This window comes from Helicobacter sp., from assembly GCF_022511165.1.
Lineage (GTDB): Bacteria > Campylobacterota > Campylobacteria > Campylobacterales > Helicobacteraceae > Helicobacter_C.
The window spans coordinates 24,363-31,705 of sequence record NZ_JAFLSB010000016.1 but is presented as its reverse complement, the minus strand read 5'-3'; the positions used below and the strand labels follow the sequence as shown (position 1 = coordinate 31,705).

8 protein-coding genes are annotated in these 7,343 nt (G+C 37.8%); 1 reads left to right on the top strand and 7 read right to left on the bottom strand.

Annotated features, from left to right (window positions below; all coding sequences use genetic code 11):
- On the top strand, positions 1-633 hold a 633-nt coding region (locus J1E28_RS03875; protein WP_291026929.1), incomplete at its 5' end, for an RNA ligase.
- 53 nt (positions 634-686) lie between these two features.
- Here the strand turns inward: J1E28_RS03875 and J1E28_RS03870 are convergent.
- The 7 genes from J1E28_RS03870 to rsmI all read right to left on the bottom strand — a co-directional run bounded on the left by J1E28_RS03870 (position 687) and on the right by rsmI (position 7,335).
- A complete protein-coding gene (locus J1E28_RS03870; RefSeq protein ID WP_291026927.1) occupies positions 687-1,016 on the bottom strand; it encodes a YraN family protein in 330 nt (109 codons plus the stop codon).
- A gap of 289 nt (positions 1,017-1,305) precedes the next feature.
- Complete coding sequence (locus tag J1E28_RS03865) at positions 1,306-2,598, bottom strand: homoserine dehydrogenase (protein ID WP_291026925.1); 1,293 nt, start codon at positions 2,596-2,598, stop codon at positions 1,306-1,308.
- Positions 2,599-2,606: 8 nt separating this feature from the next.
- Positions 2,607-3,815: an LL-diaminopimelate aminotransferase gene (locus J1E28_RS03860; protein ID WP_291026923.1), complete on the bottom strand. Its 1,209-nt coding sequence runs from the start codon at positions 3,813-3,815 to the stop codon at positions 2,607-2,609.
- A gap of 29 nt (positions 3,816-3,844) precedes the next feature.
- Entirely contained in the window at positions 3,845-4,657 is an 813-nt protein-coding gene (locus tag J1E28_RS03855; protein WP_291026921.1) for a hypothetical protein, read from the bottom strand.
- The gene (locus tag J1E28_RS03850) at positions 4,651-5,784 is read right to left on the bottom strand and encodes a hypothetical protein (RefSeq protein ID WP_291026918.1); all 1,134 of its coding nucleotides are present in this window, start codon (positions 5,782-5,784) and stop codon (positions 4,651-4,653) included. The genes J1E28_RS03855 and J1E28_RS03850 overlap by 7 nt, the downstream gene beginning before the upstream one ends.
- The gene (rlmB, locus tag J1E28_RS03845; RefSeq protein ID WP_291026915.1) at positions 5,768-6,460 is read right to left on the bottom strand and encodes a 23S rRNA (guanosine(2251)-2'-O)-methyltransferase RlmB; all 693 of its coding nucleotides are present in this window, start codon (positions 6,458-6,460) and stop codon (positions 5,768-5,770) included. The genes J1E28_RS03850 and rlmB overlap by 17 nt, the downstream gene beginning before the upstream one ends.
- Positions 6,457-7,335, bottom strand: coding sequence for a 16S rRNA (cytidine(1402)-2'-O)-methyltransferase (rsmI, locus tag J1E28_RS03840; protein WP_291026912.1), 879 nt, complete (start codon positions 7,333-7,335; stop codon positions 6,457-6,459). Before rsmI ends, rlmB begins: the two co-directional genes overlap by 4 nt.
- Positions 7,336-7,343: the final 8 nt, after the last annotated feature.

The following is a 7,343-nucleotide window of genomic DNA, read 5'->3' as shown; positions in this document are numbered from 1 at the left end:
CAAGATTCTTTGTTTCAGCCTTTGCCCTCGCGCTATACACTCATTAAAGCCGATGAGATAAGTTCTTTGCAAGCACATATTATCGCTTATGAAAAGCCTCAAGTGATTTTACTTGATGCAATTTATAACTCACCTACTTATACAAAGCTCCCTTTTATAGAACTCTGTGTGCTTGGGGAAAGATTTGGCTTTATCTGCAAGGAGCGCAAAAAAGTGCTTCATTCTTGGGAAGAAGTGAGTGCATTTCTTTCTTGCGAGGGTGTGGCAGAATCTGCGGATAAACTTTCACTATTTGCACAAGGCAAACGAGAAAATGGCTTCATTGAAGGATATGTACTTGAAGATAGTGCTGGTTTTATGTTTAAATATAAAGGTGCGTATTATCGTGCGTGGAAAGCCTTGCGTGAGATAATTGAGCAATGTGTGCGCACACAAACTTTACCTAAAAGCAAGGGCAAAAAATGGCAGGCAAACAACGCATATTGCGCCCTTGAGGGAGAGTTTATACAATGGATTCAAGGCTACATAGAGCAAAATGGCTTTGAGAGTTTGCAATCACACTCTCTTATTGCCCTAAGAGAAGCTTTTTTGCACTCTTTGAATAAAATAATATCAAAGCCTAAAGTTTTATAGATATGTATTAAAGAAATCTAAAAATCAAACACATAAAACAAAAGATAAATATTTTAAGTAAAAGTGATATTTTCTATCATTTCACATTGTCCATCTTTAATAATAAGTGCATCAAGGCAGTAGGCTTGTGTGATGTGATGCGTAGAGATGTATAGCCCTATGGCTTTGTGCAATTTTACAAGTTTGCTTGGCGTGATATTATAGATTGGCTCAAAGCCCACTCCGCTTTTTACCTCAATAAAATGTAGCACTTCATCTTTACGCGCAATAATATCAATCTCCCCATATCGTGCAAAAAAATTGCGCTCGAGTATCTCAAAGCCATTTTTGCGCAAAAACGCACACGCTACCTCCTCTGCCTGTGCGCCCTTTTGCCTACTCACTTTGCTCCTTTTTTACAAGTATTGAAGCATATTCAATACTTGCTTGAATCTAGCTTAGCTCCTGCCTTATATATCATTATGAGATTCTAGAATCTTTTGTAAAATAGCAAGATTTTTGGAATCATAAAGCACGAGATTCTTAGAAACTCCCTTATTTACCTTAATTAATTTTTTGATTCCCATTTTAATATGAGCTTAAACTCTAACGCAAAGCTACAATCACAAGCTTACTTGATTTTTTTATTTTTTATAAGGGCTTCTATGTATATCACACATACAAAACCTAGAATCACTCTCCCAAATCTTCTAATCTCATTTTATAAGGCTTTTGCACAACACACTCAATCGCACTAAGCTCCATAAAAGCAGCATTGACATTTTTTTCATAGCAATGATGCGTAGAAAAAAGCATTTTTGCAACATTTTTATTATCAGTTTCTTTTTGCAAAAATGCCTTAATAGAGATATTATGTTTCCCTAGAATCTGCGAAATCTGCCCCAAAACGCCCGGTTTATCACTCACATAAAGGCGTATGTAATAACGTGAAAAAATTTCATCTTTATTCTTTAGCTTGCAATGCTCGTGTATATGCTCAAAGCCAAGCATCGCGGCACTCTCACCCCTAGCAATCGCTATAATATCACTTACCACAGAGCTTGCAGTCGCATCTCCACCAGCTCCAGCACCATAATACATACTCTCACCCAAGCAATCCCCTACTACACTAATGCCATTCATCACGCCATCAACTTTGCTTATCATCGCATCTTTTTTAATCATACACGGATGAACGCGCAATTCTACTTCGCTATCCTGCTTTTTGGCAATACCAAGGAGCTTAATCACATAGCCAAACTCATTGGCAAACTCTATATCATCAGGCATAATACCCTCAATCCCTTCAATCAAAATATCTTCAGGCATAGCGTGAATCCCATATGCAAGAGAAGCGAGAATAAGAAGCTTATGTCCTGCATCGCCACCGCTTATATCAAGTGTGGGATCAGCCTCTGCATAGCCAAGATTCTGCGCTTCAGCCAATGCAGTGTGAAAATCCTGCTTATGCTGTTGCATTTGTGTGAGGATATAATTACTTGTGCCATTTAAGATACCAGCAATAGCCAGAATATGATTAGCACTTAAGCCATCTTTTAACACACCAATAATTGGAATCCCTCCACATACACTTGCTTCAAAGCCTACAGGTAAGCCTTTTGCAAGAGGAGCAATATCATAGCGATGATATGCCAACATCGCCTTATTAGCAGTAACAAAGGCTTTCCTAGCAAGAAGGGTTTTTTTAGCTATCTCATAGGCAAGATCCACCCCACCCATAAGCTCAAGCACTACTTCAATCTCTTTATCTTGCAAAATATCTTCTATATTATCACTCACATTAACTTGAGTATGGAGCTCTTTGAGCTTTTTTTGAGCCTTTGATACGTCGCGTACAACAATGCTTTTTATAATAATTTCCTTACCTGCCCTCGCATTTATAATCGCACGATTATAAAGCAAGGTTTTTAAAACACTGCCCCCCACTACGCCAAAGCCAATCATGCCTACAATGAGTTTTGACATATTTTTCCTTATCCAAATTGCTTAAGAAATGCCTTGAGATTCCGCGCGGCTTGACGAATACGCTTTTCATTTTCAATAAGCGCGATTCTTACATAACCCTCGCCATATTCGCCAAATCCTACTCCCGGACTGACTGCAATTTTTGCTTCTTTAAGCAATCTTTTTGAAAATTCCAAACTCCCCAAATCACGCGCACACTCGGGTAATTTTGCCCAAATAAACATACTTGCCTTAGGCTTTTGCATCTTCCAACCTGCCTCCCCAAAGCTTTTAATCAATACCTCCATACGCTTTTCATACTTGCCTTTAATCTCCTCCACACAAGACTGATCGCCATTAAGCGCAACCGTTGAGGCAATTTGTAAAGGTGTGTAAATACCATAATCAATCCAACTCTTAATTTTTTGCAAAGCCTGAATAATTTTCTTATTTCCCACCACAAAGCCTACACGCCAACCCGCCATATTGTAGGTTTTGCTAAGCGTATAGCTCTCTACGGCTACATCTTTAGCTCCTTGAATCTCAAGAATGCTAGGGGTTTTAAATCCATCAAAACAAAGCTCTGCATAGGCAATATCAGAAATAATGTAAAATCTCTCCTGCTTTGCCATAGCTACCAAACGCTCATAAAACTCCTTATACACAACAATAGTTGTTGGATTATGAGGAAAATTAACCACTACAAATTTTGGACGCGGCATTACCTCACGCAAAACGCGTTTGATATTAGCAAAAAAATCTTCAACATCAAGCTCCATTTGTTCATTCCACTTCAATCCAAAGGTTGAGACATTTGCACCATTTAAAATAAAAGCATAATAATGTATAGGATAGGCGGGTTCAGCTACGATAGCATTATCCCCAGCGTTTGCAATTGCCTGCACAAGATGCACATACCCTTCTTTGCTCCCCATTGTTACACAAGCCTCATTTTCAGGATCTAAATCTACATTATAAGTGCGCTTATACCAATTACAAATCGCTAAACGCAATTTATAGATACCACGACTTACAGAATAGCCCTGATTCTTTTCTTTTTGTGCTGCCTCACAAAGCTTTTGAATAATGTGATCAGGTGTTTTGCCATCAGGATTCCCCATAGAAAAGTCAATTACATCTTCATTATTACGTCTCATCTCAAGCTTAATCTCATTAATAGCAGCAAAAACATATTTGGGTAGGCGTTTTATTTTATCAAACTCAATCTCATCAAACATCACTTATCCTTTTCTTAGATTCTAAAATACTAATTCAAACTCACGGAAATTCCACTTTTAAGACTTTCAGGGCTATCATAATCTGTAATCATTACAAATCTCACGCCTTGTGGAATCTTTATTTTAAGAGAAGCACTTGAGCCCACATTGCTTACCATATCTACTATACTTAAATTTCTATCATAAAGCACCACGCGCGGACTCCATTTGGGCATATTTGTCGCTTGGATATATAACTCCCCGCTTGTATTGACATTGAGCCAATATTCGCCTGAAGCTTCACGCAGATTCAATGTAGCTGTCTTAGCAAGAAGTTTTGTATTTGGCAATCGTGGCTCACGCACCTCAAGCATATATTCCCACGACTGGGCATTCACGCGATTAATATCAAGGCAAACAAAACCTCTCTTACCAAGCTCATCGATGATAATCCCTACATCAGGGCTATGCTCTGTATTAAACGAAAATTCTATGCTTGATAAGCCATTACTTAATTCGGCTTTACTCACAACAAAATAGGAATATCCCATTGTTGTGAGGATATTATTGCCAATTTTAGTGAGCAAGATAGGGCTTGTGCGCGCACTAAAGCTTAATTTTACTTCGCTTGGCTGCCCAAAACGCGAAGTGAGTAAGCCATTTTCTTTAAGCGCATATACAATCTTTGCAATATCAAAGCGCCCACTTGTGTAATACATATTTTTGTTTGCAAAGATTCTATGGACAAAGTTTGCATTCACTTGGTAATTTTGCTCTCCCATTAAGTTGCGTATTTTATCATCAAAGGTATCTGCCCACGCACAGATGGCTAGAAACATCATCAGCAGAGCTTTTTTTACCATTCTTTGCCACCATTGAGTTGCTTAAAGGTTGTATAGCCTACTTCTTGCAAGGTCGTGCCATCATAATACATTCTTACTGGGTATTTCGTGCCATGAGAAATATTCTCGCCATTAAGTGTAAGCTTAAAATTACTATGTCCCATTACAAAAAGCATTTTATGGCTAAGCTTCACATCATATTCTTTTTTGTATGAAAAATCCTCTTTTGAGCCCGTTTCTAAATTAATCACTCCAAGCCATAAGTCAAAATCAGATGTGATATGTAAAATATTATCCTTAACTGTCGTATTTTGCATAGCTTGAGAATCTTGTACATTCTGTTCAAACTGCGCCGTTTGCGTTGTAGCTTGAGAATTAAAAAAGAAGTTTTGCTCTGGGTGGCTTTGCGCCTCTTGTATCGAATCTACAGGTGAAGTTTGAGGCATATCTTGGGATATAACTTCTTGTGTTTGTGTCAAATCTGGCTCTGTTTGAGATTCTTCTACTATCACTATATCTTCTTGTGGTTTAGTCGGATCAAAAAAGATACCATCATAGCTATCATCTTTAGATAAATGAGAATCATCACTCGTCTGCGCTAAAGATTGGGGTTTTTCTCTTTCTCCGTGATCTTGTATAAATGCTTTATAAGCAAAATACCCCATAAGCGCCAAAAGAATAGCCACCAAAATAACATAAAGCCAATTATAAGATTCCATATCAGATTTAGCAGGAGATTCACCTTTGAGGGCAAGATTAAGCACCTGATGATCACGATTTTTTTGCTCATTTTTTTGTTGCTCTTTTTCTTTTTGCTTTTCCTCTACCTTAGCAACATTCTCTACTAATCGTAAAATGCGCTCCTCTTCATCTTGCTTACTAATCACTTGTGAGACACTTTTTATACTCTCTTTTTGCGTATTCTGCCACTGCACAATCCAATCGTGCAAATCAACATGATACTCTCGCTCCAAAATAGCGATAAACCCCTTTGCTCTTACTCTATCAATTTTATCAAAACGTTTTTCAAGCACATCTTCAATCTTTGAACTTGAAAGCTTTGTTGTTTTGCTCAACTCTTTTACACCAATAGCCTTAAGTTTATTAAGCTCCTCATCGAGGAATTGAGTATTAATATTTTTCTCCATTCTGTATCCTATCTATTAAAATTCCTGTAGCCACAGACACATTAAGCGAATCAAAATTGTGCGCCATTTTAATGGAAAGCATTGTATCAAGTTTGTGCTTCAATCGACCTGATAAACCTTGAGATTCACTCCCTAAAAACAAAGCCCATTTTTGTCCTACTTGAATCTTTTGTTCTCCTTGCATATCTGCGCCAATAAGCATAAAATGTGCGTTTTTTAGCTCATTTATTATATCAAATATATGTGAAAATACACCATAAGGCATATGCAAAAAAGCACCGCTTGAGAGACGCGCTATACTCTCTAATGCTTTTTGACTAAGGTTTGGCAGAGAAATAATAATGCCTCCTACACCAAGCGCATAGGCTGTGCGAAAGATTGAACCGATATTGCCAACATCGCTTATATCACAAAGTACAAGTAAAGAATCTATGCTTTTTAACTCCTCTAAACTTAAGGGGCGAGGCGGGATAATACGCGCTAAAATACCTTGATGATTCCCTCCACGAGCAAGAGCCTGAGCCTTTTTAAAATCAAGCCTTGTAATCGGCTTATGAAGCCCTGCACATCGCGTAAAAATATCTTTTGGCAATTCTTTAGCAAAATAAAATTCCTCAATGCGCCACGCACAAGTCTCCAAAGCATAAAGGACAGGTTGTTTGCCATAAATAATCATTTTTGCTCCAAAGGCTTATGCTGCAATAATTCCTCATAGCATTGCTTCGGGCTTTTAGCACTTAATTTACTTAGAATCTTTGCTTTAGTTTTAGGTGGAATATCAAGCAACAATACTTCATCATATCTAAGGAACTTTTTTTCCTCTGCACCTATATCATTTGTAAAATCAAACACAATTACCCACTCTCCGCGTATGGCAGAAGATTCAGATTCTATCTCTTGTCTTATTTCATTTGCCTTGCCATAAAAACGTTGCTGATGAAGTTTGGTTAATTCCTTTTGCACACTAAGCGATATTGAGGGTAAAAGCGCATCTATATCTGCAAGTGTATCTAAGATTCTATGAGGGCTTTCATAGCAAATCACGCTATATGCTCCTCCTATGTGGAGTTTGGCAAGTTGAGTGATTTTATTTTGACGCTCTAGCTTTTTATGTGGCAAGAATCCCACAAATACAAAAGGTGTAGATTCTATGCCACTACCACAAAATGCAACATTAAGCGCACACGCCCCGGGTAAAATATCAAAAAGAATATGATTTTTTATTGCATAAGATACAAGCCTCGCTCCCGGATCACTAATACAAGGCATTCCTGCATCGCTTAGATACAGCACATTTGCATTAAAAAAATCCTCACTCACAGAGGCAATAAATTCATCTTGATTATGAGAATGAAAGGGAATAAATTGCTTTTTGTCGATAAAAGATTGAGAATCTTCATTTGCAGAGAGTATCAGTAAATGACGCGTAATAAGGAGTTCAAGAAGTTTTTTTGCAATCCTTGTATCTTCACATAAAATAATCTCACTTTGCTTTAATGCGCTAAGTGCCCTTAGGGTAATATCCTCAAGATTCCCTATTGGAGTTGGCACAAGCGTGA